The organism is Streptomyces coeruleorubidus, assembly GCF_028885415.1.
GTDB lineage: Bacteria > Actinomycetota > Actinomycetes > Streptomycetales > Streptomycetaceae > Streptomyces > Streptomyces coeruleorubidus_A.
Window position 1 is genome coordinate 5,237,565 of sequence record NZ_CP118527.1, and the last position, 26,368, is coordinate 5,263,932.

At 68.0% G+C, this 26,368-nt stretch carries 20 protein-coding genes and 5 pseudogenes; 18 read left to right on the forward strand and 7 right to left on the reverse strand.

All coding sequences use genetic code 11. The features are described 5' to 3' along the window. Positions 1-4 precede the first annotated feature (4 nt). From kdpF to PV963_RS24350, 3 genes and pseudogenes are all read right to left on the reverse strand, one after another. Positions 5-94, reverse strand: a complete 90-nt coding sequence (gene kdpF / locus PV963_RS24340) for a K(+)-transporting ATPase subunit F (RefSeq protein WP_037722934.1) — start codon at positions 92-94, stop codon at positions 5-7. A 213-nt stretch (positions 95-307) separates the two neighbouring features. Further along, positions 308-1,185 (reverse strand): annotated as a pseudogene (locus tag PV963_RS24345) (amino acid permease); the annotation flags it as partial. 134 nt (positions 1,186-1,319) lie between these two features. Next, complete coding sequence (locus PV963_RS24350) at positions 1,320-1,559, reverse strand: hypothetical protein (protein ID WP_274817875.1); 240 nt, start codon at positions 1,557-1,559, stop codon at positions 1,320-1,322. A gap of 227 nt (positions 1,560-1,786) precedes the next feature. Between PV963_RS24350 and PV963_RS24355 the strand changes: the two genes are divergently transcribed. The 5 genes from PV963_RS24355 to PV963_RS24375 all read left to right on the forward strand — a co-directional run bounded on the left by PV963_RS24355 (position 1,787) and on the right by PV963_RS24375 (position 6,181). Beyond that, positions 1,787-3,082, forward strand: a complete 1,296-nt coding sequence (locus tag PV963_RS24355; protein ID WP_274817876.1) for a hypothetical protein — start codon at positions 1,787-1,789, stop codon at positions 3,080-3,082. A 66-nt stretch (positions 3,083-3,148) separates the two neighbouring features. Then, the gene (locus PV963_RS24360; protein ID WP_274817877.1) at positions 3,149-3,952 is read left to right on the forward strand and encodes a calcium-binding protein; all 804 of its coding nucleotides are present in this window, start codon (positions 3,149-3,151) and stop codon (positions 3,950-3,952) included. Between the two features lie 705 nt (positions 3,953-4,657). Further along, positions 4,658-5,011 (forward strand): cupin domain-containing protein, encoded by a 354-nt coding sequence (locus tag PV963_RS24365; RefSeq protein WP_274817878.1) that lies wholly within the window; start codon positions 4,658-4,660, stop codon positions 5,009-5,011. Positions 5,012-5,552: 541 nt separating this feature from the next. Then, positions 5,553-5,774: a type II toxin-antitoxin system VapB family antitoxin gene (locus PV963_RS24370; RefSeq protein WP_172629543.1), complete on the forward strand. Its 222-nt coding sequence runs from the start codon at positions 5,553-5,555 to the stop codon at positions 5,772-5,774. Next, a complete protein-coding gene (locus tag PV963_RS24375) occupies positions 5,771-6,181 on the forward strand; it encodes a PIN domain-containing protein (protein ID WP_274817879.1) in 411 nt (136 codons plus the stop codon). Before PV963_RS24370 ends, PV963_RS24375 begins: the two co-directional genes overlap by 4 nt. Before the next feature lie 160 nt (positions 6,182-6,341). Here PV963_RS24375 and PV963_RS24380 read toward each other — a convergent pair whose 3' ends face one another. Continuing rightward, positions 6,342-6,788 carry a hypothetical protein gene (locus tag PV963_RS24380; RefSeq protein ID WP_274817880.1) on the reverse strand — a complete coding sequence of 149 codons (447 nt, stop codon included), beginning with the start codon at positions 6,786-6,788 and terminating at the stop codon, positions 6,342-6,344. A 643-nt stretch (positions 6,789-7,431) separates the two neighbouring features. Here PV963_RS24380 and PV963_RS44030 point away from each other — a divergent pair. The 3 genes and pseudogenes from PV963_RS44030 to PV963_RS24395 form a co-directional block, all read left to right on the forward strand. Next, a pseudogene (locus tag PV963_RS44030) lies at positions 7,432-7,702 on the forward strand (GTP cyclohydrolase); the annotation flags it as partial. Between the two features lie 365 nt (positions 7,703-8,067). After that, on the forward strand, positions 8,068-8,988 hold the full coding sequence (locus PV963_RS24390) for a hypothetical protein (protein WP_274817881.1): 921 nt from the start codon (positions 8,068-8,070) through the stop codon (positions 8,986-8,988). Between the two features lie 14 nt (positions 8,989-9,002). Beyond that, positions 9,003-11,066: a hypothetical protein gene (locus PV963_RS24395; protein WP_274817882.1), complete on the forward strand. Its 2,064-nt coding sequence runs from the start codon at positions 9,003-9,005 to the stop codon at positions 11,064-11,066. Positions 11,067-11,671: 605 nt separating this feature from the next. Here PV963_RS24395 and PV963_RS24400 read toward each other — a convergent pair. Then, positions 11,672-13,171 carry an alginate lyase family protein gene (locus PV963_RS24400; RefSeq protein ID WP_274817883.1) on the reverse strand — a complete coding sequence of 500 codons (1,500 nt, stop codon included), beginning with the start codon at positions 13,169-13,171 and terminating at the stop codon, positions 11,672-11,674. A gap of 233 nt (positions 13,172-13,404) precedes the next feature. After that, a complete protein-coding gene (locus tag PV963_RS24405) occupies positions 13,405-16,380 on the reverse strand; it encodes a GH59 galactosidase (protein WP_274817884.1) in 2,976 nt (991 codons plus the stop codon). A 905-nt stretch (positions 16,381-17,285) separates the two neighbouring features. Here PV963_RS24405 and PV963_RS24410 point away from each other — a divergent pair. From PV963_RS24410 to PV963_RS24455, 10 genes and pseudogenes are all read left to right on the forward strand, one after another. Next, positions 17,286-17,876 (forward strand): hypothetical protein, encoded by a 591-nt coding sequence (locus PV963_RS24410; protein ID WP_274817885.1) that lies wholly within the window; start codon positions 17,286-17,288, stop codon positions 17,874-17,876. A 5-nt stretch (positions 17,877-17,881) separates the two neighbouring features. Continuing rightward, positions 17,882-18,766 carry an SgcJ/EcaC family oxidoreductase gene (locus PV963_RS24415; protein ID WP_274817886.1) on the forward strand — a complete coding sequence of 295 codons (885 nt, stop codon included), beginning with the start codon at positions 17,882-17,884 and terminating at the stop codon, positions 18,764-18,766. Positions 18,767-19,147: 381 nt separating this feature from the next. Next, a pseudogene (locus PV963_RS24420) lies at positions 19,148-20,056 on the forward strand (ThuA domain-containing protein); the annotation flags it as partial. A 538-nt stretch (positions 20,057-20,594) separates the two neighbouring features. After that, positions 20,595-20,771, forward strand: a pseudogene (locus PV963_RS24425) (tyrosine-type recombinase/integrase); the annotation flags it as partial. Between the two features lie 159 nt (positions 20,772-20,930). Next, positions 20,931-21,332: pseudogene (locus PV963_RS24430) on the forward strand (YihY/virulence factor BrkB family protein); the annotation flags it as partial. A 258-nt stretch (positions 21,333-21,590) separates the two neighbouring features. Further along, positions 21,591-22,010 carry a phosphatase PAP2 family protein gene (locus PV963_RS24435; protein ID WP_274817887.1) on the forward strand — a complete coding sequence of 140 codons (420 nt, stop codon included), beginning with the start codon at positions 21,591-21,593 and terminating at the stop codon, positions 22,008-22,010. Positions 22,011-22,150: 140 nt separating this feature from the next. Then, on the forward strand, positions 22,151-22,588 hold the full coding sequence (locus PV963_RS24440) for a phage holin family protein (protein WP_425540935.1): 438 nt from the start codon (positions 22,151-22,153) through the stop codon (positions 22,586-22,588). Further along, entirely contained in the window at positions 22,585-23,037 is a 453-nt protein-coding gene (locus tag PV963_RS24445; RefSeq protein ID WP_274817888.1) for a DUF3618 domain-containing protein, read from the forward strand. The genes PV963_RS24440 and PV963_RS24445 overlap by 4 nt, the downstream gene beginning before the upstream one ends. A 976-nt stretch (positions 23,038-24,013) precedes the next feature. Further along, positions 24,014-24,310 carry a carbonic anhydrase gene (locus tag PV963_RS24450; protein WP_274817889.1) on the forward strand — a complete coding sequence of 99 codons (297 nt, stop codon included), beginning with the start codon at positions 24,014-24,016 and terminating at the stop codon, positions 24,308-24,310. 14 nt (positions 24,311-24,324) lie between these two features. Continuing rightward, positions 24,325-25,830, forward strand: coding sequence for a SulP family inorganic anion transporter (locus PV963_RS24455; RefSeq protein WP_274817890.1), 1,506 nt, complete (start codon positions 24,325-24,327; stop codon positions 25,828-25,830). 342 nt (positions 25,831-26,172) lie between these two features. On the opposite strand, the gene PV963_RS24460 is transcribed toward PV963_RS24455, so the two are convergent. After that, positions 26,173-26,331: a TerD family protein gene (locus tag PV963_RS24460; RefSeq protein WP_342456440.1), complete on the reverse strand. Its 159-nt coding sequence runs from the start codon at positions 26,329-26,331 to the stop codon at positions 26,173-26,175. Positions 26,332-26,368 lie beyond the last annotated feature (37 nt).

The following is a 26,368-nucleotide window of genomic DNA, read 5'->3' on the forward strand; positions in this document are numbered from 1 at the left end:
GGGCTCAGAACCTCTCCGGGAAGATCAGGGCGAGGACGAGATAGCCCAGCAGGGAAACGGCCACGACCAGGCCGACGATGTTCTCGGCGGTCACAGCTTCGTCACCCCCTTGGCGACGAGAGCCACCAGCGCGAACGCCGCGAGCACGGTGACGACGAAGGCCAGATCGGCCATCGCGAACTCCTGGAGTGAGGTTCGGTGAAACGGACGATTAGAGGAAAGCGCCTCTGTGGCCGGATCGGTCTGCCGTTGACGGCTCCCTTACGGCGGGACCCACGGCCTTGACGGGACTCTGACGCGGCCTGGCTCACAGGAGCCGGAAGCGGAGCCGGCAGATCACCGCGTCCGTCTCCCGCCGCACGGCGTGCGCGACGACCGCGCCCCGCTGGTTCTGCAGCAGCCGCTGCCACAGACGCTCCGGCTCGGTCTCCGGGATCAGCACGGTGACGCGCGTGCCCGGGTCGGCGACGGCCACGCCACCGACGTACGCGGCGATCGGACGCCCCAGGCTGCGCCGCTCGCCTCCGATGTCAGCCTGGACAGGGACGAGACGGGAACGATCACCAGTGAGCGTTCGCGGTGCGGGGGTTCCGGAATGCGGCCGAGGCCGAGTCGCTCGCCGATCCGGGTGTAGGCGCGGTGCATGGTCTCGAAGGCGACCACGAGGAGTGGCAGGGCCACCAACGTCAGCCAGACGCCCTCCTGGAACTTCTCCACGGTGGCGACGACGGTGGCGAGACCGGTGAGCAGTGCGCCGAAGCCGTTGAGCAGCGCCTTGCCGCGCCATCCCATTCCCCGCTCCACTCGCCAGTGCCGGACCAGAGGTGTTCGCCGACAGGGCGAGCAGGATCATGGTCGCGAACTGGATGACGTAGACGCCCAGTTGTGGCCGAGCGAGGCGTCCGCGAGCTGGGCGAGGACCGTGACGCCCTCGACCGGCTGGAGGTGGAAGCGGCCGATCAGCACCGACAGACCGATGAGCATCACGTCGAGGACGGCCCCCAGGCCGACCTCCGCGCGCTGGGCAGGCCTGACGGGCGGGACCCGGAAGGAGGGGACGGCGTTGGCGATGGCCTCGCCCCCCGTCAGCGCGGCACAGCCGGAGGCGAACGCTTTCGCTGTCCTCGCGTCGGCTGGTGCGCGAGCAGTGGGTACGGACGGAACTGCTGGTGTCGGTCCGCTGCGTGGACGGCGTCTGGCAGCGGCTCCTGCTGCGGGACGTTCCGCCGGAGACCCCGGTCGGGGTCGTCGGAATCCGTCATCACGCCTGCTCCCTTTCGGTCGGCGGACCGCCGCGTTTCAACGCGGAGGTGCCGGGCTCATCCGCCGACGTGAATACCGGGGCGGCGGTCGGGATCGGGTTCGTTTCTGCGGATGGTCTCGCGGGTGACGGGGGCGGTGTCACCGCGGCCGAGGAGGATGGCGGCGATGGCGTTGGGGGCGGCCGCCTCGGCGCGCAGGATGCGGTAGCCGTCGACTTCGACGCCGCGGGGGAGGGTGAGGGTTTCGCTGAAGTCGGACGGGTCGACGACGTCGATCTCCAGGAAGAGAGCAGCCACCGCCCTGACGGCACCGCAACGATCACAGAGTATGCGGCGTCCCGGTCCCGCCACTCAGTACCGAGGTACGTATGAGCCAGCCGGTGGTGGGACTTGGTGCTGACAGTGACGTTTGAGCATGCAGGTGCGCTGGGTATTGCGGGCAGCCTGTGTGACGGCTGTGCCAGAGTCATGTGAATGAACGGGGGATGAGGATGGCTCCGCGTGCAGCGCGTCATCGGCGTTCGGTGAAGCGTCGTGTTCTTGCCGGGGTTTCCGTCGCCGCGGCGGCCGGGATCACGGTCACCGCGACGATGGCCATGAACGCCGAGGCGGCGTGGACGTCGACGTGGAACGTGTCGGCCTCCGGCTGGACCCCTGACGATTCCCCCACGGTGTCGGTCGACCGGCAGGGCGACGCCCTGCTTGTCTGGAATGCCTGCGACCTGTCGACGCCGGGCTGCTACTACCGGATCCAGGCCAGAGTGAAGACCGCGAGCGGCACGGTGACAGCGATCCGCACCCTGTCGCCCGACGGTGCCGCGCCGTCCTGGCCGGAGGCCGCCTCCGACGACACCGGCGACTCGGCGGTGGTCTGGCAGCAGGACAGTCAGGTCGTGGGCCGCCGGGTCTCGGCCTCCGGCAGCCTCGTCGGGCCGCTGCAGAAGCTGTCCACGTCGGCGCCCGCGGTCACACCGGTGGTCGCCGTGACCCCGGGCGGCACCGCGATGGCGGCCTGGACGGAGATCCGCGACGGAAGCTGGTACGCGGTCGCCCGCCGCCTCAAGCTCGACGGCACGCTCGGCGCGCCCATCACCCTCGGCTCGGGCTCGGCCGAGAAACCGGCCATCGGCGTCGACCGCAACGGCCAGTTCGTCGTCGCCTGGGCGCGGGCCTCGGACGTCGTGGCCAGGCGGATCACGTCGACGTCCGTCTCCTCGACGAAGGTGCTCACGTCGCCGATCGCGGCGTACGGCGGCTTCGGCATGGTGCGGGTCGGCGTGGACCGGGACGGCGACGCGGTCATCAGCTACCACTCCGGCGGCGGTGCCCGCTCGCAGGTCTGGGCCTCCCGCTGGAGCCGCACCGGCACCCTGGCGGCTCCCCTGCGGATCTCGGCCTCCACGGACAACGTGGGCTTCCACCACGCCCTCGCGACCGACCTCGACGGTGACTCGATGATCGTGTGGACCCGCTACAGCAGCAGCGGCAAACTCGAGCTGCTCGGCCGCCGCCTCTCCGCGGCCGGTGCCCGGGGCGCCGTCACCAGCCTGGGTCTCGGCGACCGCCCCGACCTGGCCCTCGACGACGACGGCGACGGCATGCTGGTCTTCCACACGGTCGTCCCCAAGTCGACGCCCCCGTACAGCTACACCAAGACCAGCGCCCGCCTGATCAGCCGTTCCGGCACCTTCGGCACCACGAAGACACTCACGTCGGACGGCCGGGTACCCCAGGTCGACACCCGCCCGACCTCCCGGTTCACGGTGATCTGGCAGCAGGAGAGCTTCCCGTACACGATCAAGTCGGTCACCGGTCCCTGACCGGCTTCAACCGCCCCGCTGCTCCCGCTCGGCGGGTTCCCACTTTTCCCTCTGTGAAGGAGATACATGCGCAAGCGCGCTGCCTTTGCCCTGCTCAGTGCCGTCGCCGCGCTGGCCGGCTTCGCCGCCCCCGGTGCCTACGGCGACGAGACCCAGGCCGACGTCCAGATCAGCAACGTTTCCTTCGACGGTGGCAAGAACATCGTGGTCGGTCTCTACGCCAGGACGATCACGGTTTCAGGGACCTTCACCCACCCGTCGGGCATCCAGGACGCGGACTTCGTCCTGTGGCGCGGACCGGATGGTGCGAACCCCTACGAGACCTACGACGACCGCATCGTGTCGAACCAGTACTACTCCCATGCGGACTGCGTCGCCTCGAGTGCCACCACCTCCACCTGCTCGCAGACGATCTCCCTCGAACCGGACTGGAAGTACGGCGGCACCGCGCTCACCAACGCCCACGCCGGCACCTGGAAGGTCAGTGTGCAGGGGGTGGCCAATGACGACAGCTGGACCCATTCGGCGAGCTACACCACGACCCGTCTGCAGCGGCAGTCCCAACTCACCGTGAACGCAGGCCCGGAACCGATTGCCAAGGGCAAGACCCTCACCGTCACCGGCAAGCTCACCCGGGCCGACTGGGACAACCTCGATTACCGGGGTTACACCAACCAGCCGGTCAGGCTCCAGTTCCGCAAGTCCGGCACTACGACCTACGCGACCATCAAGACCGTGTACACCTCCAGCACCGGCAACCTGACGACCACGGCCACCGCCTCCGAAGACGGCTACTGGCGCTGGAACTTCGCGGGGACCTCCACCACCCCGGCCGTCAAGGCGACCGGCGACTTCGTGGACGTGCAATAGCCCGAACGCCGCTCTCGAAAGCTCACGCTCGCACGGAGATCACATGAAAGTGCCCTCGCTCTCCCATAGGGGGAGTGAGGGCAGCAGGAGCCACCGATGGGCACGCTGTGGGCACGGCGCCGGCTCAGGGTGCGGGAGCCGCGCTCGGTGGCTGACGGACGGTGCAAGCCTTGGCAGCGGAAACCGGGTCGGAGGGGCACCGCTGCGGGAGCGTACGGCGGAGGTTTCAGCATCTCCTTGGGCCGACCGGAGCCGTGAGTGCCACCTCCCGGCCCCACGCTTGACACAACGTCCGAACATCGTGCCCGGGGCGGACAGATCACGCGCGGGCTCCGTGCGGGGCGTCGGAGATACTCGATGGACCGCAACAGTCGCACGATCCACGCCGCCGGTGCACGCCCGTTCGAGCATCATGCCCGGGCAAGGTCAATCCGGTGGTTGCCGAGGTCGCCAATCAGGTCGCCTCCGGTGATCGGCACGCCGTCACCACGATCATGGCGGCGGAGGCCGGACAGCACCCCCTCACGCCTTCGAGCCGATCATCCGGCATCTCGTGTCGGAGTCCACACCCATCTGTGCGCCGCTGCCTGACCCTCCCCGAGCCCTCGCCGCCAGCCGGTGCGTGGCCTGACTCGTCCAGGAGAAGGGCCTGTTGGTATGTCCGCTCCCGATTTGCGTCGTTCCCAAAACCAGTAGAGGAAAAGCATGTCGCTCCTGAAGACCATCGATACCAATCCCTCCTTCGCACCCCGCGAGTCCGGCCCGCTGCCGGAACGCCTGATTTCCGGCGACCCGACTTACAAGACCTGGGCCCAGGACGCCGCCCGCGGGGAAACGATCAACACGGGTGTCTGGGAAGCCACGCCCGGCGAGACGCGCTCGATCAAGGGTGAGACCTTCGAGTTCTGCCACATCCTTTCCGGCGTCATCGAAATCACGCCGGAAGGTGGCGAGCCGGTGATCTACAAGGCAGGCGACAGCTTTGTCATGAAGCCGGGCTTCGTCGGTGTCTGGAAGACCATCGAAACCGTGCGCAAGATCTACCTGACCGTGTCGTGACGCCGATGCCGCAGGACACGATCGTCGTCGAGACCTCTCGCGAGGGCAACCTCGGGCGCACGGAGAGGCCCAGATCGAAGGTGCCCTTCGTACCCGCGGTCCGCAGGCGGTGAGTGGCGAAGCGCGCCGCCGGTCCTCCAGCGCCTCGCGAAAGCGGCAGCGGAACATGGCGGCCGGCTCGACGGCATGGTCCGAGCCGAAGCCACCGTCAACCAGCCGAGTCCTCGTGGTGCTGTTGTAGTGCGCCACCCGCGAACCGGTCTGGACAACAAAGAACCCCCGGGTCCCGGTCCGTCCGGTCGGATCGCACCGCAGTTGGCCGTGGTTGTCTGCTCTTACGGGCACGCTGTGGGCGCGGACGCCACCAGTAGCCGGGCGATACGTGCGCATGACGCTTCCGCCGGGCGGACAGCGTCTCTCGGGCTGGTCTGGAGCGTCCGTCGCGACTGCCCATACCGGAGCCGACACTCAGACGTGGACCCATGAATGTTGATGACGTATTCTTCTATGTACATCACCAACATTGTGTGGGAGGTGCGGTATGTCTGTGACCCAGATCGACATCGACGACGACGCCCTGGAACGCGCCATGGCTCTGTCCAAGGTCAGGACCAAGAAGGAGGCGGTCAATCTCGCTCTGCACTTCTACGCCGAGCAGCAGGAGCGTGCGGCGCGCATCAGCCGTCACTTCGAGCGTGCGCGTGAGTGGGGTGCCGTCGAGGACGCCGAGCGCCTGCACCGGGCGGAGAAGCACAGCCGGTGATCTACTTGCTCGACACGTCCGGTCTGGTCCGGCTGCTCCGCGAACCAAAGCTGCAATCGGCCTGGTACGACGCGATCGATGCCGGGGCCATCGCATCCTGTTACGTGCAACGCGCCGAATTCCTCCACAGCGCCCGGAACGGACGCGAGTACGACGAGATCGCGGAGATGTTCACTGATCTCTACCCGGACGTGTCGGTGCCGAAGAACGCGGGGCGCTGGATCGGCGCGGTGCAACACCGTATGGCCCAGGCGGGGGAGCATCGCAGTGCCTCGGCGGTGGACCTCGTCATCGCCGCCACCGCGGCCCATCACGGTCTGGCTGTCCTCCATGACGATGCCGACTACCGTGCTATTGCCCGGCACGCATCCGACCTGATCGAGCACAACGTCCACGACGTCGACTGAGGTGTCTGCGCCTCCCGGCGGGGTGTAGACGGGGAAGTTTTCCGAATAGGTGGCCGAATTCTCCCACGCGATTGTGACCCAGCTCGGCCGTCAGCGGCACCCGGACGGAGTGCGGCACCGGCCCCAGCACGGAACACCCTGCCCTGCCCGGACACGGACGTCACGGCCCCGTATGGCGGCCGACTCTTCGCTCGGTGATGTGCAGGTCACGCCCTGCCTGGTAGACGTGTGAGTTTCCGGTCGCGTGGGCCGAGATGCGCACCGAGCCGATGGACGACTGCTCACCGGGAGGAAGGAGCTCGCGAGCCTCGCGCAGAACCCGCTCCAGGGCTGGTGCCGCGGCAGGGTCGGTCGCCAGGAGAAGCATCATCCGCCCTTGCCACTCGCCGGCCGACCTGTCCTCTGCCTCGCCTTCACCCTCACGCGCGAGGACGATCTGTTCCCGCGTCTCGTCGAGAGCGGCCTCGACGTCCTCGGCGTCGGCCGGCCGGAAACGCCGCCACAGCGCGACAACCCGGTCGCGCGTCGCGCTCCACGCCTCTGTGGCCATCAGTGCGACCACGGTCGTGCCAGCGGTCTGCGCGAACTGCACCAACTGTGGATCCATTCGCTCCCCCGATCGTGACGTTCCCCCGCGGCAGGCATGCGGCTGAACACCCGTGCGCTCAGGGAAAAGCCTATGGCTTCTCCCCTCATCTTCGCCGTCACGCCTACAAGTTGACCTGATCACTCGGAGTGCGGCGCATGCGCCGTCGCCTTAGTTCGATAGCCGAGCCACGGTCTCCTGCGGCCTCCAGCGATTCCTCCAACACCTCGAAAGCGTCGAGGCATTCGCGCCGCAGGTTCGCCGGAAGGGTGACGGGGAGTCTTGCAGCGCTTGGGCGGGTTCTATGGTCCTGATCTGCGCAGACGGCATCAAATGGGTAGTCGTACGGGGCGGACCACACCGCTGCTTACCGTGGTTGTCCGCTCTGAAGTGCACGCCGTTGGCACGGGGCCGCTGAGCAGTCGGGCCTGCGGTACGGGTTGCGCTTGCACCACCGTCGCTCAGGCGGATCGGGGTCTTGGTTGCGACTGCACATGTTGCGGTTGCCTGCCAGATGCCGCCGCCGACGTGGCACTGACGGCTCCCGCGAGACCTCGCTCCTGCACGGCGGCCAACTTGCTCCGTGAGGAACAGGGTCGAGGAGGCGCTCGCCCATTTCAAGGAAGTTAGGAGCGTGACGCCCGCCACCAACCTTTCCGAACAGGACACTCATGTCCTCCAGGGCCAGGGCCTCGACACCTACGAGGCCAACACCGCCCTAGGCATCTCCGAGGTCGCCCGCGGCTCCACCGCCGCCCAGATGCTGCGCACGGCATCACCGAACTGGACTTCCTCTCCAGTAATTCCGACAAAGCGGTCCAGTTGGACCTTCTCGGATTCACGGGCCACCACCGGGCACCTACCAGCGTCTTCACCACCGCCCACAACGTCCGTACCTGCGCACCAAAGCCCTCCAGACCCGGCACACGCCCCCTGGCAGAGCTGCCCGGCTCCGTCGCCTCATACCGGCGTCCCCTCAGGGGCGTTCTGCGTGCGGAGGGCCGACAGCGTGCCACCGTCGAGCACTTATCGCTGTGCGCGGCTTCCGGCGACCGCCGGGGTGTGGGTGGCGAGCAGCGCGGCAGCACCATGCCGATCGGGCGCAGGGCAGCAGATCCCGCCCGCCTGGGGCAGAGAGCGGGTAAGCAGTTCATCGATGCCCGTCACACAGGGGCAAGACCCCTTTGAGGTAGGGCAGATGGTGCTAGTTTGCCTGCACAGCCCTACGGGAGAACTACTCCGTTTCCACCCAGTATCGAGGTGATCGGTGAATCGCACGGCCGTCGCAGCCTTCCGTCGAATGGAAGGCGTATACGCACCGAGATCGCCTGAGGTTTCTCGTAGCGTGCAAGAGAGTTTTTCTGCTCTCGACTTCGAGGCGCGCTTCTTGGCCCTCTTGGCCCTCTCGACGGTGCGGGCGTCGGGACTCGCCCACGTCAACATCGGCAGGTCGCCTGGGCTCGGCGAGTGGATCTCGCTGCTCCGGGATCTGCGTACCCGTCTGCGTGGCACCGATCCTGGCTCCCCAGGACAGCGCGTCGCCCAGACGATAACCGAGGCCCTGGCCCGATACGACGAGGGAATCCCCGAGGCCCCACCCGAGCTCAGGGCGACAAAGAACCTCCGCGACCACGTCAGCCATGGAGGTGCCATCCCGGACGGGCTGTCCCCCGTCGTGGACGCCCTCGTACGAGCAATCTCCGACATCATCGCGGAGTGCCTGTCCGACGCCGTGCTCACCTTCACGGACGACGGAAGCCAGGAGCTGCGGCCCGTGGTGACCTGGGACAACATCGATGTGTCTCTGTGGCCTTTCATGTACGCGAAACCGGACGACAGCTGGTACGTGTACGCCCGATACACCGGAAACCAGCCCGATTTCCTCGCCTTCGGCGCGGCGAACTACCGGGCATGTCCCGGCAATGAGGAGCTCGTCGCCTCTTTGGGCCTGCTGTTGAAGCCAAAGAGGGAACCGGACGATGCCCGTGAACTTTTCCGAGCCGAGGTGGAGAGCGACCTCAAGGCCTTCGCCGATGTCGTCGGTGCTCCTCCCCAGTTCTTCGACCACTCCCACGGTTTCGGCTACGAGTGGGGCAAGTCCGTCAGCGAGGGCACCCAGCTACGCAGGGATTACTTCCGCGTCGGCCCCGACGGTCCCGAGTGGCAGGACGAACACGGCTGGGTACCATATCGGACATACCTTCGTAAACTGACCAACTGACCAACTGGCCCATCGTGGCCAGCCGTCTGCGTCACAAGCTGGAGGAGGTGGAGCGGCAGCTCGCCCAGGAGGAAATCGAGCAGCTCGGCTGGCAACCGGACGTCGGTAGCCACCGGGAGGCCCACGTCGAGGTGACGGAGTACGACGGGGGCAACCCGCGGAGGAAGTCGTTCTCTCAACTGATCGACGAAGTCGACGCGGACCTCGGGGTCGAGACGGGCCAGACCCAAGTCTTCTTCGTCAATGGCGAGGCCGGCATTGGCAAGACCCGGGCGATGGTCAAGGCCGCCCTGAACCGGGCACGGGAAGTGGAGCGGCACCAGGGCGACAGACCACTGTTTCTGTACGTCAAGTCTACGGGGCGTGTTCTCGACGACTTAGACGCGGCCGTCAACCACGCGGTCGCGCTCACCCAGAACCTCACCGCGGAACGTGTCAAGGTCCTCTGTGGAAAAGGGCTCATCGCACTTCTCATCGACGGCTTCGATGAACTCCTCGGCGGAGCGGCGTACAGCGACGCGATCGACTCGCTGCAGGACTGGCTGAACGCGCTGGGCGGTCGGGGAGTACTCGTCGTCTCGGCGCGCTCTTCCTACTACATGAATCAGTACCGGTCGAGCGTGCAACGGGCGAGCAAGGCGATAAGCGCCTCGGTCCGCCACAGCATTGCCCAGGTGCTGCGGTGGACGCCGGCGGAGATCGTGTCGTTCCTGGGCGACTACGGTGTGCCTGCCGCCCGCTACGAGCGCCTGGCGGCCGGAGATCGGGAACTGCTGGGGCTCCCCTTCTTCGCCCGGGCCTTCGCCGAGATGTGCCGGTCAGGTGACTACGAAGAGTCGGACGCGACGGGCCCTTCATTCACCGAGAGGCTCCTGAACCATTACCTCGCGCGGGAGGAACGGAAGCTCGCCTATCAGACGGGCAGCACGCACGGGCTCCTGAACCGAGACGAACTGCGGCGCACCTTCGAACATGTAGCCGAGATCATGGTGGACAGTCGCGAAAGGGAGATCGACTCCAGCGACTTGGAGTTCGCCGCGGCCGCGGCCTTGGACATCGATGACCTGGACGATCGCGAAGGCCTTCGGGAACGCCTCCAGGTGCTGTGCGGTCTGGCCACGGATTCGGCGACGCGCGGGCCCACAAGGTTCAGGTTCCAGCACGAGGTGTTCTTCGACAATTTCCTGGCCGGTATCGTCGGGCGTCATCTTCGTGCCGGCCGCTCCGCCGCCCTCCAACGGCTGCTGAGCAGATCGGAATGGCGCACGGGAACTGTGAGTGGCGTGGTGGCAGCGGTGGACACCGAGCTGCTCATCGGCGCCCTGGCGGGCGTCCGGCTGCCCGCCGTTCAGTCCAGTTCCGCTTCCCGTGACACGGTCGCCACCAATCTGGGTGCCCTGTGGGCGGAAATCATCCGCAAGACCGCTCAGATGCCTGACTGGCCGATTGTCGATGCCACGTTCGCAGGCCCGCTCGACCTCAGTCACACCAAGGTGGGCAATGCCTCCCTAATCAACTGCCGGCTGGAGTCTCTGACTCTTCCCACGGGCCCCGGGTGGAAGCTCCAGCTCGACCGGACGAGGGTCAAGAAGATCACAGCGGGCGCGGAGCAGACGGACCTCTCAGGACTGCGGGGCGTGCGCCACGGGGACCTGGTGGAGCTCCTCTTCCGGCCGAGCCGCTTCTTCTACCGCCGCCCGGACATTCTCGAGGCCCTGCGCACGCGGGGCGTCGGGATCGTCGACGCGCCGGGGATGTCCAGTGCCGTCGTACCGGTACGCGTGGAGGCCGCTCGCCACTACCTGAAGAACCTGGTGGAGTACGCGTCCTCGACACTGATCCTCAAGGACAACCACCAACCGGACGACCACCGTCTGAAGTGGACCCAGGAGTATCCAGACGAGTGGAGGCCCTTCGTGGACAGGCTGACCAAGGCCAAGCTCGCACGACCCGAGAAGTTCTCTGCGAAGGGCTCCAGGAAGATCAAACTGCGGTTGCAGTTCGGCGCCGCCAACATCCTCGATGAGGACTCCGACCTCCCGCAGATCCAAGACTTCTGGGCGGCCGTGAAGGGCTGACCGGAGGAGGGGCACCGCCCACCCATCGCGCGTCGGCTCGAACACGGGCCTGGAGACACCACAGTGTCCGGGCCGACCCAGGTCGGTCCGGACAATGCACAGCAGGCCAGAGGGCTGTCCGATCAATACACCGGCCCCGCCGACCTCGTGCCCGCCGAGCGTGCGAAGTCCCACAAGGACGACTCCACGCACCCCAGCGACGAGGCTGCCGAAGGCTGATAATGCGGTTATGGTGCGCGACCGGCCCACCGGTCTGGACAACAAAAACCCCCGGGTCCCTGACCTGGGGGTTTCACATGGAGCGGGTGACGAGAATCGAACTCGCGCTCTCAGCTTGGGAAGTGACGGCGCTTGTGCGCCCGATGTGGCTCTGACCTGCGCAGATGCCTTCCTTCTCGCTGTGGGCACGACGTGGGGAGCAAGCGGTCCGCGAGTGGCCGACGGACCTTCGGAGGTATCCGCATCCATGTGCTTCGCGCGTTGCCGGAGATGCGTGATTGCGGCTGCGTGCGTGCGCCGGCCTCCCGCTGTCATTCGACGTCGACTCCGTAGGCGTGGGCGAGGCCGCCGAGGCCGTCCGCCCGGCCTGGCTCAGGCGCCGCGGATCACGCGTCGGACCCGGGAGTGTTCGCTCCGCGCCCGCGACGGCGGAGCAGGAGCAGACCCCCGAGGAGGGCCGAGGCCCCGGCGGCGGACCAGGCCAGGACGCCGTCCGCCCCGGTGGCGGCCAGATCGTGGGAGGTGCCGCCCTGCGGGCGCGTCCCGCCGCCTGCCGCGCTGCCCGAGGCGTCGTCCGCCGTCTTGGTTTCGCGTGCGGCGCCCAGCGCGGACGCGCCGACGTCCTCCGGGTCCCGGGTGTAGGTCAGAGTGCCGTAGCCGAGGTGGTCGTAACTCCAGCCGGCCCCGCCGCGCGTCCCGCCGCCGTCCTCGGGCGTGAGCTTGTCCTTGTAGGCCGTGATGTTCGGAACGTCCAGCCCCCGGCGCACCGCGTAGTGGTTGTGGATCAGGGCCCAGATGGGACGGGTGCTGCCCCGGCCCTGCTCGCTGATCTCCGGTTCGGTGTGCAGGACTCCGAGCTGGCCCGCCACGCGCCGGCCCATGCGGCGTGAGTACGAGGTGTAGGGAACGTCCTTGCCGAGGTTGTAGCGGGCGACGTACTCAGCGCCCTTCATGAACCGGTTGTCGTCGTACCCGTACAGATCCTCGCCCAGGTTCCAGGCCATCTCGCAGAGCGCGCCCATCCAGCCGACACCGGCCATGGTGTGCTCCTGGTCCCGGCCGCTCTCCTCCCACTGCCCGAGGACGACGCCGTCCGCCTCCTCGTGCAGGACGGGGACGGCCCGTTTGACGCAGCCGTTGCCGTCGCCGTTCTTGAAGTACTCCACCGCCCGGTCGATCTTGGCCTGGTCCTCGGTGAGCCCGCCGATGGCGATGATGGACGCCAGGGTGCACAGTTCCCAGTTGGCCCGGTAGTTGCTGGGGACGGCGTCGTTGTGGTTGACCAGGAAGTAGTCATTCATCGGGTAGAAGATGTCGACCAGCATGGACTGGAACCGGCCGAGGTCGAATCCGTCGTAGTCGCGCATGATCTCGCCGGCGTTGGCCAGCTGATACCCCTGGATGCCCGCCAGCAGGTACCGGTCGGCGTTCCCGCCGAGCTCCTTGAGGGTGGCCGACCAGGCGTTGAGGATGTCCCGCGCCTTGTCCCCGTGCCCGGCGTCCCCGGTGATCTTCCAGCGCAGGGCGTTCTGGTAGGCCGCGGCGGTGTCCCGGAACAGCAGGTGGAAGTTCGCGCCCTCGCCACCGCGGATGACGGTCGCGACGGGCCGTGGCTGGTAGTCGGTCGCCGAGTCCCGGCTGCTCAGCAGCCGCTTCCAGCCGTCCGTCCAGGGCTGCGCGCCCGCCTTGACCTTCTCGGCCATCCGGTCGAAGTCGGCCTGCGTGTGCAGCAGCGCCGGGTGGGAGAACCCGCCCTTCGGGGCCGTCGGCACGGCTGACGCGGTCCCCGTGGCCGCTCCGATCGCACCGGCGCCGGCACCGGCCGCGCCGGCGAGCTTCAGCATCCCGCGACGGCTGAGCGAACGGTCTGTGGTGGCCTGCTCCATCGAACTGTCTCCTGTTTCTTCTCCGGTCCTGTACCAAGGAGACGCGCGCCGCACCGGTGCATAACAAAAACTGTCCGGCGGCCCGGTGGGCGAGCGGTGTCGTAGGTGCGGGCGCGGTTCGCCGAGCCCTGCGGGCGGCGACTCGCCCCCGTACAAGGGGCCGTATCGGAGGAATCCGATACGGCCCCTTGATCGTTTACGGCGGACGCGCGGGGCCCGCAGGCCCCGGGCACCTACTGGGCGGCGGTGCCGTCCTTGCGCACCAGCCGGTCGTGAGCCTCTTCGAGCCGGTCCGTGATCTGCTCGACGCCGATGGCGTCAAGGCCCTTCTGCCGTCCCGACACGGCAGCCTTCGCCGCCGACGACGCGGAGGCGAACAGGGCCCAGGAGTCGGCCGTGTAGTCCGCCTGCTCCGGACGTCCGATCTTCTCCAGGGCGTCCCGGATCGGTGTCGTGTCCACAGTGCGGTCCACGTCCCCGGAGATGGCGTTGAACGCGTCGAGAACGATCTTTCCGGACTTGAGGACGAACCTCGCCGTGTGCGCGCCGTCGGGCAGACCGCGAAGCGCGTACGTCGCGAGGCGCTTGTCGGTCGCGGCCGTCTTCGCGTCCCGTGCGATCAGTTTTCCGTCGACGTAGACGTCGAGGACGGCGGTGCCGTCGTTGCCGCCGATGATGTCGATGCCCGTGCCGGTGAACGGGACGGTGAACGACGCGCCGGCGGTCGTGCCGGTCGACGTCGACCGGTACCAGTCCATCGCGTCGCCGAGGGAGGCTTTCCGGCTCCACGTGCCGGCGTAGGTGACCGAGCTGTCCATGTTGTCGAGCTGCGCGCGGGCGTAGGGCGTGTACCCGTCGATCTTCTCGACCTTCAGGTTGTCGAACGCCGTCTTGTGGAAGTCGGATCCGAGCTTGACGCGGCCCTCGGTCTGCGGAGTCGGGTCCTGGTACGCGGAGACGGCTTTGCCGTCGATGTACGTCGTGATCGTCGCGCCCTTCGCCTCGATGGCGAGGCGGTAGCCGTCGGACGCGGGGACCGTTCCCGACTTGACGGCCGTGCCGTATTCGTAGAACGTCCAGGCGCCGGTCGGTGCGATGCGCACGTTGTAGGCGGCGTCGCTGATCGCCATGCCCTTCTGCTGACGGACGCCCAGGGAGGCGAGTCCGCCGGCCGGGTCCGGGAACGAGACGTCGACCGTGGCCCGGTAGTTCTCCCAGCGGAAGTCGCCGACCGTCGTGTTCGGGGTGTGGCGGTTCCAGGCGCCGGTGTCCTTCATGGACTGGTCCATGTACTGGTACAGGACGTTGTCGCCGCTCGCGTCCGCACCGACCTCCCAGGCGCCGGTCTGGTCGACCATGTAGCGAGGCTGGTTGCCGCGCGACCTCAGGTAGGGCTGGGACGTCTTGTGCGCGCCGTTGCCGGTGCCGACCTGGACCCTGCCCTCCTCCTCGTACCCGAAGTCGTCGGCGTACAGGATCTTGTCGCGGGTGTTGTGCTTCTTGCCGGTCGCGTCGGTGTCCAGCACCGTGCGGTTCCACGACTCGGGCAGGCGTTGCTTCGTCGCCTTGTCGTGGCTCTTGTCGAGCGTCGTCAAGGTCACGATCGACCTCGGCTTGACCGTGTAGGTGTAGTACCCGGCGCCGCCGGGCCGGATCTCGTCGACGAGGTGCTTGAAGTTCGCGTCGTAGGGCCGGCCCGCGTCCGGTGCGCGGGTTTCCCAGATCTCCATGGTCGGGTCGGAACCGAGTCGCATGTTCTCGGCTTTGATCCGGTAGGTCTTGGGCTGGTCGCTGTCGTTGACGACGATCGTGGAGAAGTCCTTCTTACGGGGGTCCGCGAGCGTCATGTAACTCGGGGCCCCGTTCGAGCCGTCGACGTTCTCGGTGCCGCTCACCCCGCTGTAACTGGCCTCCGGCACGGTGCGCCAGATGCCCGCCGTGTTCGTGTCGTTCTCCCAGCCGGTCTTCGCGAACTGGGTGAAGTGCTGCATCACGTAGATGGCCGCGTCGTAGTGGAGGTGGCCCGACCACGGGTCACGCGCGCTGACGAGTTCCTTGTGGCTGTACTGCGCGCCTTCGTAGAAGGAGCCGATCGCCGGCTGGAAGATGTAGTGCGTCCGCTTGGAGTTGGCGTAGCTCTTGACGGAGCGGTTCGCGAGATCGAGGGCGCTCTGGACGCCGCCGATACCGGTGCTCGTTCCGTTCGGGCCCTCGGTGTTGTTGACGCGGTAGTCGGTGTAGCCGAAGGAGCCGACTCCCTCGCTGTACCAGACTTCCTTGTCCTCGCCGTACTTGTTCTCACCGGTCGCCAGCCTGGTGTACGGCAGGTTGGTGTCGCTGCCGACGGGCCCGTCGTGCCGGTCATCGGTGTTGTAGTGGTAGCCGACCGCGTCGACCATGCCGAAGAGTTCCGCGTCGCTGAGCATCGACGGCCCGATATTGTGGGTGGTGTTCTCGTCGGCGGCGATGATCTTTATGCCGCGGTAGGCCTTCTCGGCCTGCTCCCGCTTTTTCGCCGGGATGCCGTAGCGGGGGTCGGCGAAGTCCGTGTCGGCCAGAATCGCCTTCTTGTACCACTTGATGAAGGCCTCGTCCGGATCATGCGTCTCGTTCGTGTCCGGGTTCACGTAGTCGACCATGTACCCGTATTTCTCGTACGCGTCGAGGATCGTCTCCTTGTACCACTTGTACATCTCGTCGGAGCCGGTGCCCTTGTTCCATTCGTTCTGAACCCATCGGGGCATGACCCAGCGGAGGATCGAGACCTTGAGCTTCGGGTTGACCGTCTTGGCGTCCGCTGCCAGTTGGAAGCCCGGGGAGCGCGACGCGTCGGCGAGTTCGTCCGCTGTGCGCATGGTCGCCGGATCGGAACCGGTCGACGTGTTCGTGTCCGAACCCATCTCGACCTTGACATGGTTGATCAGGGGGTTCTTCCCACCGAACAGCACGCGGATGAGCTGCCAGTACCGGCCGGGGTGCTCCGCCTTGTAGTCCATCAGCAGGTTGCTCGTGCTGTTGCAGCTGAGCACGCCGAGGCCCTTGTAGGTCAAACCGTTCACGTTGTCGGCGTGAACGTCGTCCCCGTCGACCACGACCTCCACGGGATCGTCCGCGGTGTGGGCGGCGGGGGCGGTGATCACTCCGGCCGCGAGTGCCATGGTGGTTGCCGCGGCAAGCGACATCCAGCCGAGTCTTCGCTGTGAGCCCATTCCGCTTCGACTCCTTGTTCTCGTGGGGCGTACCGACGCCAGACGTTCGAGATGCCGAAAGGTGTCCGCGATTCCGGGAGGACCGTAGGTGGTAAGCGATTTCTACGTCAATCCCCGTGCACGTCATGCCAATTGAGGTCCTCTCGGCGCCCTCACCGGCTGGAAAGCGCCTGGATGCCGAGGTGGCCGTCGCGGGACACTGCCACACTCAGGGGGAGTGGGACGAAACGCCTGAATCGCGCATGGGGTACGAGGCCCAGCCGGGCAGGGGCTCGGCGCTCCTCGCACTTCGTCACTACGGACGGGAGTTGGCCCGGCCGCGGATTCAGCCTCTCCGCGTTCGCGGAGGTGCGGGATGATCAGGCCGGTGCCCCGGTGGTGTCCGCTGGAGGCTCGTGGTCTCTGGGTAATAAAGAACACCCGAGTCCATGACCTGGGGGTTCCAAGTTCGGGCGTGCTTGTGAGTGCACAGCCCTGCCGGTGTCGGAATCGCCGATCAGACACAACAGCGCCTTCCTGACCCATGCCGGACAGGATCTCGACGCCAGGCTGACCGGCAGTGCCAAGGCGACGTGAGCAAGGTCGATGTGAATCGCCTGCTGCACACGGCACCCCGTCGCGCGTTTGACGCTCATCCCCCTCGACGTCGCGAACCGTCCGGCCGCAAGTTCCTATCAAGCCGTAGGGAAATCCCCACAGTTCACGGCAGTTCGGCCTGTGAGCGTGAACTCTCAAGTAGCTTCTCCGGACACTCCGCTCCAACGGCCTCCCCACCCCCCATTTCGACGGAGCACCCCATGTCCGCTGTGACGAACGCATCCGGGTCCGGTTCGCCGGACGCCCGATGCAGATCGGCCGGCTGTTCAGCAACCGGTCGTCCCATCCCCCCTCCTCCCACCGTCCTGATGGACGACGAGGCACTCGCGGACTTCCTCTCCGTGGCTGCCGCTGAGTACCAACTCATCACTCCTGAAGCCCCGTTGCCCTGCTTCGCGCTCTTGCTCGGCACCGCGGAGGCGACGACGTACCACGTGCGGCGTGTCGCCTTCGGCCGTAATGCCCGCACCAGTGATCCGGCGGCTCTACGGGAGTTCCGCGAGACGATCGTGCCGAAGTTCGGGCCGGCCTACGAAAACGAGCACCGCGGCTGGTGGATGGACTCCCACGACCTCCTCCGGGCGTCCCGAGATGCCGAGGCCCTGGGGATGGACCTGCTTGGCTCCATCCACATGCACCCGGACTGGCACCGCCTGGGCCCGCCGTCGGAACGGGGCCAGACGCTCAGCGAGCGCCCGACTCCCATGGACCGTCATCTCTTCGGCCGGACCGGCTGGCCCCTCAACATCATCTGCTACCTGGAGCGCCGGGACGGCGAGTTCTACCACGCCCTGGGCGCCTGGGCCCCGCCTCCCCAGCATCCCGCCGAAGGTTCCGAGGGCGCCGAGTGCCCCGAGGTCGACCTGCGTATCCGTACGAGTTCACTGACGAAGGCGTGAGAACAATGCAGCAGCCCGAAGGAACGAACGCCCCCGCCCAGGACGGCACCGAGGACGGGACCCATGACGACGCCCGGGCGATCCGCGCCCTGTGGGCGGAGATGGCCCGCGGCTGGGCGGCAGGTGACGCCGCGCTCTTCGCCGCGAGCTTCGCGGAGGACTGCGACTTCACGACCGTACGAGGCGACAAGCCACCCGGCCGGGCCGGCATCGCGGCCGGGCACGACGCCCTCTTCCGCGGGCCGTACGCGGGAACCGTCCTCGACGCACGCGTCGTGGCCGTCCGATTCCTCCGCCCCGACTTCGCCACTGTGGAGGCCGAGTCGACCATCACCGCCCCGGATGGCCAGCCGCTGACCACCACGCACGCGTTGGCCGTCGTGGAACGGACAGCGGAGGGCGGCTGGTTGATCAGCGCCTTCCACAACATGATCCCCGCGCCCCGCCCGGCGCAGCCGGCCCCCGACTCGAAGGATTCCACCGTGGCCGAACCCACCGCCGCGCGGCCGAGGCTCCGCCACCTGGCCATCGTGGCCCGCGACCCGGAGAAGCTCACCGAGTTCTACTCCTCGGTCTTCGCGATGGAACTGTTCCACCGCGACCCGGACGGCAGTTGCTTCCTCTCCGACGGCTATCTCTCCCTTGCCCTGATCAAGCATCAGCTCGATGGTGAGACCCCGGTCGGCTTCAACCACTTCGGATTCCACATCGAGGACACGGCCGCCACCACCGAGGCCCTGGTGGCGGCCGGCACTCCGAAGCCGGCCGAACGCTTCACCAACCGCCCCTTCGCCGAGTACCGGGCCATGGATCCGGAGGGCAACTGGTTCGACCTCTCGGAACACGGCTTCGGCGGCCCGCGCCCGCCGTCCGACTCCACCGGGTCCTGAACTCCGACCAGACGTTCCGCAGGGCCGCGCGACAACGCGACAGCTGTAGCAGCGGACCGAGGAGGACGCGCTACGCGAGCCGCCGGTGATCGCCCCGACCCTGGTGAACGATCAGCGATCCAATCCGGTGTCTCCCGGATCTCTCGGCCCCTGCCGTTCCGGCGTTTCATTCTCGGCGTGCGACTCGACAACGAAACGGCCGTCCGCGCGGTCGACACCGCACTCGCACCCTGGCTGCCGGACGCGTGACGACGGTAACGATGCCAGGCGGCCCGCCGCTGCCACCGCCCCGGCCGGCAGCGGCGGAGCCGGGCTGGGGCGAGGGCGTCGTGTTCCCACTCGACTTCACATTCACCGCCGGATGAGAGGGACATACACAGCATGCGATCGATCAACCGACTGACAACATCAGTCGTCGGAGCGGCCGTGCTCCTGGGCTGCGTCTCGGGACCGGCCGTGTCACAGGCGAAGCAGGATGGCACACGGGTGCTGGTGTTCTCCAAGACGGCCGGCTTCCGCCACGGCTCGATCTCCGCCGGCATCGCGGCGGTGAAACAGCTCGGCGAGACGGGCGGCTTCACGGTCGACCCGACGGAGGACGCCGGAGCCTTCACGGCTGACAACCTCGGGCGCTACGACGCGGTCGTGTTCCTGTCGACGACCGGTGACGTCCTGAACGCCGCCCAGGAGACGGCCTTCGAGGGCTACATCCGCAGCGGTGGGGGCTACGTCGGCATCCACGCGGCCGCCGACACCGAGTACGACTGGGCGTTCTACGGCGGGCTCGTCGGTGCCTACTTCGAGTCGCATCCGTGGTGGCCGATGCGTGCCACGGTGCACGTCGAGGACCGCGCCCACCCGGCGACCGCCAACCTGCCCACCACCTGGAACCGCACCGACGAGTGGTACAACTTCCGCTCGAATCCCCGGGAACGGGTCCGCGTTCTGGCCTCCCTCGACGAGTCCTCGTACTGGGGCGGCACCATGAACGGCGACCATCCGATCGCCTGGTGCCAGAACTACCAGGGCGGCCGCTCCTTCTACACCGGCGTCGGCCACAGCAAGGAGTCCTTCACCGAACCCGCCGTCCGCCAGCACCTGTTGGGCGGAATCGAGTGGGCCACCGGCGCCGTCGAGGCGGACTGCCGGCCGGAGAACGGCTAGCGGCCGCTCTTCGACGGCACGGCCGCGTCGCTGTCGGCATGGCGGCAAGCGGGACCGGGTGCCTTCGAACTGAGCGGCGACGGAACACCGACGTCGGCCGGCGGCCTCGGGATGCTCTGGCACGCCGCTGGAGTGAGGGACATTGCCCTCAGAAGCGCGGTCGACTACGCGACGTACCTCCTCTTGACCGCGCTCGGCCCGGTCAAGAGGCCCAAGTAGGCGGACGGTCGGCCCGAGGCCGGCATCGACAACCCCCGGTGGAACTCTTCCCCCGGTTCCCGCCGGGGGCCCCCGCCATCCCTGCAACTGATCCGCACCTGCGCCACAGGTCGACCGGGTTCCGCTCCGGTGCGACGCTGTCGGCGCCCCTCCTGCGGCGAAAACCGCCGTGAGCCCCGACTAGGTGGCCTCTCCCTGCCCGCGACGGCTCCGCCCCAAGCCGTCCCGCCGCCGGCGGCGTACAAGTTTCTGGTCGAGGGGCTGCGCGTCGCGCGCGTACACCGCCCGCTGGTGGTCGCAGGGGCTGGCAGCCTGAAGACCTCCTCGGGCCGGGAGTGGGTCGACACCCCGGTCCCCAACAGGAGACACGACGGCGGGACGGTCAGCGGGACGGGAAGAGGGGGTGCTCCCTTTCGGCGCACCTTCGGCGGTCCGGTGCCACCCTGACACGATGGTCCGTGCCGGGCAGTCCTCCGAGAAGGCCGCGCTGATCTATCAGCACTCCGACGAGGAGCGGCAGCGGGAGGTGGCCGCCGGGCTCGACGACCTCGTGCGCGCCGAGCGTGCGAAGTGCCACAAGGACGACCCCGCGCACCACAGCGAGGAGGCTGTCGAGGGCTAATGGTGCGGTTGTGGTGCGCGACCGGTTCGCCGGTCTGGACAACAAAGAACCCCCGGGTCTCTGACCTGGGGGTTTCGTATGGAGCGGGTGACGAGAATCGAACTCGCGCTCTCAGCTTGGGAAGCGACGGCGCTTGATGGTGATGGCCGTGAACACCACGCCAAGTGGCCCGTCCTGGTCCTCCTGGCCACAATCATGATCGCGATCCTGTACTGGGCGACCCCGAACGCCAGGGTGAAGGGGTTCCGCTGGATCACCCCGGGCAGCTTCCTGGCCCTGCTGATCTGGATGATCGCCTCCGCCGGGTTCGCGCTCTACGTCGCCAACTTCGCCTCGTACAACAAGACCTACGGCACGATGGCCGGCGTCATCGTCTTCCTGGTGTGGCTGTGGATCACCAACCTGGCGATCCTGCTGGGTCTGGAGTTCGACGCGGAGACCGTGCGCCAGCGGGCCATCGCCGGTGGTCATCCGCCTGAGGCCGAGCCGTACACCCAGCCGCGCGACACCCGGAAGTGGGACGAGGAGGACAGGCGCCGCCTGGAAGGTGGCGGCCCCTGATGGTGTCGGCCCCTGATGGTGTCGGCCCCTGATGGTGTCGGCCCCTGATGGTGTCGGGTACTGCCGCGATCTCGCGGTGTGGCCGCTGATCCGGCGGATACCCACAGGTCATGGGAGTGCTGGCAGAAGTGAGTGAGGCTGATCGCCGTGTGACGCAGCGGGTGGCCGCGTGGACCTCGTCGAGCGTCCACAGAACGCTGTCGGTGGTGGAGGAGACGGCGGAGGGGCACCAAGCCGTGGTGCGGCGCGGCCGCGGTGATGGCCTGGCGGGGCGGCTGGCGCGGCCGCACGGCGGCAGCCGCCGGCCTTGCGGCGGTCGCCGTGGCCCAGGTGGCCGCGAACGGCGTGTGCAAGAAGCCGGCCGAGCGTCCCCGGCCACCGAGGGAGTGGATCCCGCACGACGAGGTCGAGGACCGTCCCGAATCGTCGTCGTTCCCGTCCGGGCACACCTCGGCCGCAGTCGCGTTCACGGCGGCCGTGGCCCCCTCATGGCCGCTGGCCGGTGCCGTGTGCGCGGTGCCGACCGTGATGGTGGCCGTCGAACGTGTCCAGAGCGGCGCCCACTATCCGAGCGATGTCGCCACCGGCGCCGCCATTGGCCTGGTCGCCGCCTGGCTCGCCCGCTCCACCCCACGGTTGCTGCTGCGCCACTGGCGTTGGTGTCAGCGCCCCTGCTGACCAGGCACGACCGGCTTCTCATACGGGTGGTCACAGCTGTGTCCGTACTGGCCCGTTCGGGGTACTCGCGCTCCCACCAGGCGGCCGGGCACCGAGGTGGCCCGCCCGGCGCGGACCAGGAAGGACGGGAGGTGATCGTCGTGTCGAGTGCACCGTCGCACTCCGCTGGAGCCGGCCGGCAGACGCAGGACTCCGGTGCGGAGCCGGCGAGCGAGCTGGTGCAACGGGCTTCGCAGCAGCTGACGGAGCTGGTGCGCGGCGAGCTGAGGCTGGCGCAGGCGGAGATGAAGGAGAAGGGCAAGCGGTACGGCAAGGGCGGCGGCCTGTTCGGCGGTGCCGGCGTCGTCGGCTTCCTGACCCTGCAGGCTCTCGTGGCCACCGCCATCGCCGCCCTCGCGGTGCCGCTGCCCGTATGGGCCGCGGCGCTGATCATCACCGCGGTGCTGGGCGCGATCACCGCGCTCATGGCCCTCATGGGCAAGAAGCAGGTCAGTGAGGGTGCGCCACCGGCACCCCAGCAGACGATCGACAGTGTCAAGGCCGACGTGGCCGAGATCAAGGAGAGTGCACAGCGATGACCCAGCCGCCTCACGACGAACAGACCGCTGCCAGCCCCGAGGAACTGCGAGAGCAGGTCGAGGGGACCCGTCAGGGGCTCGGGAAGACGATCGAGTCGCTGGCAGCCAGGACGGATGTCAAGACGACCAAGGCACAGGAGAAGGCCGCTGACGTCAGGCAGCAGGCAGCCGTGAAGGCCGGGGAACTGAAGGTCAAGGCGGCTGAGGCCGCACACCAGGTGCAGGACAAGCTGCCGGATCCGGTGAAGGACAAGGCGGTTCACGCCGCCGAGCAGGCGCGGGCCAACGCTGCCCGGGCCGGTCACCTGCTCCAGGAGAAGGCGCCCGAACCAGTGCGGCAGAAAGCAGCCCAGGGGGCGCGGGCGGCGCGGGACAACCGGACCGTGTTGCTGGCGGCGACCGTGGGTGCCGCGCTCGTATGGCTGGCCTGCCGCCGCGGGAAAAGGTAAGCAGAGGAACGCCCCGAAGATCGCTTACGAGCCAGGCGGTCTCGCCCCGGGAGCGATACCTCGAATCACCTGTCAAGCGCAGTCTGGAGCGCCACGCCGCCTCATCAAGCGGCGTGGCGCCGCCGTGCGCCGGTGTGTGGTTCATGCGCCGGAGCATCACGCTCTCCGCGGATCAGCCGCAGGTGTCGGCGGGTGCCGGCGTGACGTGGCGCATCAGAGGGGCGGAACACCCGCTCCTCCCACCAGGCCATACCGGCAAGCAGCCCCCCGAGCACGGGCAGTAACAACACCGCCACAGCGACGATCACATCCGATCACCCCTCCGTGTGAGTCACCGGACGAGTGCCCCGTCACGACATGACCGATGAAGGGCAGGGTGTGAAGGTCGCGTGACCACACAAATGTGTGCCTTCTTTGGGGCGGTAACAGTTTCTCGCCAGCTCCACTTCTGTTTTCAGGCTCTCTTGACCTGTAAGCGCTCAGTTAACCCCGCAAACGGCTTTGCCGAGTTAACGTGTTCTTGACTGACCTTTGACCGGCCATTGGTACACGCAAAAGGTAATGGGCTGCCTTGGGGGTGTGAATGTTCCGAGGTGTGAAGTCCCGGACCGTGGTTTCGCTCTCACCGGCGTCCTGGTCGCTCTCCAGTACTGCGAATCGACGACGCCTTTCGTATCCCCGTGTACAGTCCGTCACGCCAAGGCCAAAGACCGCTTCCCTGTACACCGGCGACCGGCACCCCGCCGTCGGCTGTGTCCCCGAAGCGCCGGGCCGCCGGCTGATGAAGGCATGCACCTTGGCCGCGTCCAAGGAGGCCACGCCCCGCCTCGCGCACCACGGCACGTCGAGATGGGCGGCAGCCCACTCGCCGGCCGCTCTGCAGGTCTTCCGCTGCTGAGCCGTAGAGCAGCACCCCACACCCCCGTGCCCGGTAAGTCCGACGCGCACCCCACGGCGCGCCAGGAGGTCCCACGCCATGCAGCCCCTCATCGACAACGCCCGCTTATTCGGACAGCGCCCCAAGGAGTTCACTCGCCTCGTCGGAGGCCACACCCTCCCGCCGTATGCCACCGCCACTCCCGCTGGCGAGATGGCCGCGATCGAGTACGCCGCGCAGGAACTCAGCGTCAAAAGCGTTGTGGTGCGTGGTCACTCCCACTGTGGCCCGGACGACGCGGTGGTGCGGCGCAACGACCTGTCCGCCGAACCGGCCTTGTGCGACCGGCTGGTGCGGGAGCACCACGCAGAGTCCGGCACCTTCGAGATGCGGTAAGGGAGTTGGTGACCATGCTGTCGAAGTTCCCTTACCTGCGGCAGGACTTCCTCGCCTCCGTCGTCGTCTTCCTCGTCGCCGTACCGCTGTGCGTCGGTGTCGCGGTCGCCTCCGGCGTTCCGGCCGAACTCGGCCTGGTCACCGGCATCGTGGGCGGCCTGGTCACCGGACTCATGCCCGGCAGCAGCCTTCAGGTGTCCGGGCCTGCCGCAGGCATGACCGTGATCGTCTTCGAGGCCGTCAGCGAGTTCGGCGTGGCCGCGCTCGGGGTGATCGTGCTGTTCGCCGGTCTGTTCCAGCTCGCCATGGGCCTTTTAAAGATTGGCCGCTGGTTCAGGGCGATCTCCGTCTCCGTCGTCGAGGGCATGCTCTGCGGCATCGGTCTGGTGATCATCGCCGGGCAGATCTACGCGGCGGCCGGCCTGAAGGCCCCGGAGACCGGCATCGGCAAGATCGTGGGGCTGCCGGGGGCGTTCACCGACGCCCTGCGCAGCACCGAGGCTCTGGCCTCGCTCGCGATCGGCGCAGGCACCATCGCCGTCATCGTGCTGTGGAGGAAGATGCCGAAGGCCGTGCGGTCCGTGCCGGGCGCCCTCGCGGCGGTGGTCCTGGCCACGATCGCCACCATCACCCTCGACCTCCCGGTCGCGACCGTCCAGGTGGATGGTCTGCTCGGCGTCATCCAGGCGCCCGGAGCCGAAGCCTTCAGCGAGCTGGCCGGCCCGGCCATCTGGGGCACGATCATCGCGTTCGCGCTGATCGCCTCCGCGGAGAGCCTGTTCAGCGCGGCGGCCGTGGACCGGCTGCACGACGGTCCGCGCACCCAGTACAACAAGGAGATGATCGCCCAGGGCGCGGGCAACACCGTGTGCGGTCTGCTCGGCGCCCTGCCCATGACCGCGGTGATCGTGCGCAGCTCGGCGAATGTCGCCGCGGGTGCGAAGACCAAGGCGTCGCGTGTGCTGCACGGCGTGTGGCTGCTGCTGTTCGCCGCCGCGATGCCGTGGGCCCTGGCCCTGATTCCGCTGCCCGCCCTCGCCGGCATCCTGGTGCACGCGGGCTGGAAGCTGATCCCGTTCCGCCAGGTCGTGGCGCTGTGGCGGGCCCACAAGGGCGAGGCGCTGATCCTCGTGGTCACGGCCGTGTCGATCGTCGCGGTGAACATGTTCGAGGGCGTCCTGATCGGTCTGGCCCTGGCCGTCGTCAAAGCCGCCTGGGAGGCTTCACACGTCAAGCTGGAGGTCATAGACAAGAGCGCCGGTCCCATCCAGGTCTACCTGTCGGGTAACGCCACCTTCCTGCGGCTGCCGAAGATCCTTGACAGCCTGGAGGCGCTGCCGGACGACCGCCCGGTCGAGCTGGACCTGTCCGGCCTGCACCACCTCGACCACGCCTGCCGCACGGCCCTGGAGTCCTGGGCGGAGCGGCACAGCGCGGTCGGTACGGAACCCGTGAAGGTCACCGAGCCGGTGAAGGCCACGTCCGCCGAGAATGCCCCAGCGAACACCTGGCACCGCTGAGCAGCAGGGCGGTGCGCGCGCTGGCCGTGGCGTCCAACACCCTTCCGCCGGCTCACAGGCCCGTGACGGCCTGCCCGGTGAGGGCTTGGGCGATCTGCCAGAGCTGGCCGCCGCCAGCGCGACCTGGCGGCCGGCCTCGACGCGATGGTGCGCGCCGAGCGGGCGAAGGACCACAGGGGTGACTCCGTGCACCTCCGCCCGTACGGGCACGCTGTGGGCACAACGTCGGAGTAAGGGGTCTGGGAGTAACCGACGGACCTTCGGAGGTGTCCGCATCCATGTGCTTCGGGCCCAGCCATAGATGCGTGATTGCGGACGCGTACGGGCGCCTGCCTCCAGTTGTCATTCGACGTCGACTCCGTGGGCGCGAGCCAGGCCGTCGAGACCGTCCGCCCAGCCCTGGCCGAGGGCGCGCAGCTTCCATGCGGGTCGACAATCGATGGTGTGCCGGTAGAACTCGGCGACGACCGTGGCGCGGATGTCCGGTGCGGCGCCCGACAGTGAAGAACCTCACCAAGCGGGACCGCGTCCTGTGGGC

Bases quoted from the DNA above. Each gene is read 5' to 3' on its own strand.
- PV963_RS24435 (WP_274817887.1), top strand. From the start codon at position 21,591: ATGGCCTGGCGGGGCGGCTGGCGCGGCCGCACGGCGGCAGCCGCCGGC.
- PV963_RS24360 (WP_274817877.1), top strand. From the start codon at position 3,149: ATGCGCAAGCGCGCTGCCTTTGCCCTGCTCAGTGCCGTCGCCGCGCTG.
- PV963_RS24400 (WP_274817883.1), bottom strand. From the start codon at position 13,171: ATGGAGCAGGCCACCACAGACCGTTCGCTCAGCCGTCGCGGGATGCTG.
- PV963_RS24455 (WP_274817890.1), top strand. From the start codon at position 24,325: ATGCTGTCGAAGTTCCCTTACCTGCGGCAGGACTTCCTCGCCTCCGTC.
- PV963_RS24405 (WP_274817884.1), bottom strand. From the start codon at position 16,380: ATGGGCTCACAGCGAAGACTCGGCTGGATGTCGCTTGCCGCGGCAACC.
- PV963_RS24380 (WP_274817880.1), bottom strand. From the start codon at position 6,788: ATGGATCCACAGTTGGTGCAGTTCGCGCAGACCGCTGGCACGACCGTG.
- PV963_RS24410 (WP_274817885.1), top strand. From the start codon at position 17,286: ATGGACGACGAGGCACTCGCGGACTTCCTCTCCGTGGCTGCCGCTGAG.
- PV963_RS24365 (WP_274817878.1), top strand. From the start codon at position 4,658: ATGTCGCTCCTGAAGACCATCGATACCAATCCCTCCTTCGCACCCCGC.
- PV963_RS24370 (WP_172629543.1), top strand. From the start codon at position 5,553: ATGTCTGTGACCCAGATCGACATCGACGACGACGCCCTGGAACGCGCC.
- PV963_RS24450 (WP_274817889.1), top strand. From the start codon at position 24,014: ATGCAGCCCCTCATCGACAACGCCCGCTTATTCGGACAGCGCCCCAAG.
- PV963_RS24415 (WP_274817886.1), top strand. From the start codon at position 17,882: ATGCAGCAGCCCGAAGGAACGAACGCCCCCGCCCAGGACGGCACCGAG.
- PV963_RS24445 (WP_274817888.1), top strand. From the start codon at position 22,585: ATGACCCAGCCGCCTCACGACGAACAGACCGCTGCCAGCCCCGAGGAA.
- PV963_RS24390 (WP_274817881.1), top strand. From the start codon at position 8,068: ATGGAAGGCGTATACGCACCGAGATCGCCTGAGGTTTCTCGTAGCGTG.